The organism is Vibrio sp. YT-19(2023), from assembly GCF_033337395.1.
This window is the reverse complement of sequence record NZ_JAWOQN010000307.1, coordinates 1-839: the sequence shown is the minus strand read 5'-3', so window position 1 is coordinate 839 and position 839 is coordinate 1. Positions and strand designations below refer to the sequence as shown.

Sequence of the window (839 nt, the reverse complement as noted above, 5' to 3'; positions counted from 1 at the left end):
ACCAAACTTGTCGTTGATGGCTTGCGCGAGTGCGCCTTGTGGTTCACCGCCGCCTTCTGGCGACATGCAATTCCAGTAAAGGATGTGGTTGTAGTAGCCGCCGCCATTGTTGCGAATGGCTGGGCTATGTTGCGAAACGGCTGCGAAGATTTCGTCTAGCGATTGTGTTTCAAGAGCACTGCCTTGCACGGCGGTGACGAATTTATCGAAGTAAGTTTTGTGGTGTTTGCTGTAATGCACTTCCATGGTTTTTGCGTCGATGTATGGCTCTAACGCATCGTATGGGTAAGGCAGAGCGGGAAATGTATGTGACATAGTAAATCCTCCTTAATCGGAGGATTTACTCTAGTGTTAATGAAAATCATTATCAACTGAGATCTTGTAGGGTTATTTGCCTACTTTAACTAAAGGCAGCGTGATGGAGACGCGCAAACCTCCCAGTGGGCTGCCGCTCGCGGCTATCGTACCGCTGTGCTGACGAATCGCACTTTCTGTGATGGTTAACCCTAATCCTGTGCCACCAGAGTGACGATCACGAGCGGTAGACACACGATAGAATGGACGGAAAATCGCATCTAACTCTTCATCCGGCACACCATCACCGTTGTCATCGACGGTAATCGTCAGTGTGTCAGTCTTGTCTTGAATGTCTATCTGCACTTCATCTTTTCCGTAATAAATCGCGTTGCGGATGATGTTTTCTACCGCGCTCATCAACAGTTTTGGGTTGCCTGAGATATGTCGCTCAGGGATCTCTGAATAGCGGAGTGTTTTACCCATTTGCTCGGCTTCAAACTGCGCATCTTTAATGATCTCTTCCCACAAACTTTCTATTGGCT

At 48.0% G+C, this 839-nt stretch carries 2 protein-coding genes; both read right to left on the bottom strand.

Annotated elements, in window-relative coordinates:
* A partial coding sequence (locus tag R7E78_RS25580; RefSeq protein WP_411913770.1) for a superoxide dismutase occupies positions 1-315 on the bottom strand: 315 nt, incomplete at its 3' end.
* Between the two features lie 72 nt (positions 316-387).
* Positions 388-839 (bottom strand): ATP-binding protein (locus R7E78_RS25575; protein ID WP_318058536.1); only part of this gene is annotated, 452 nt, incomplete at its 5' end.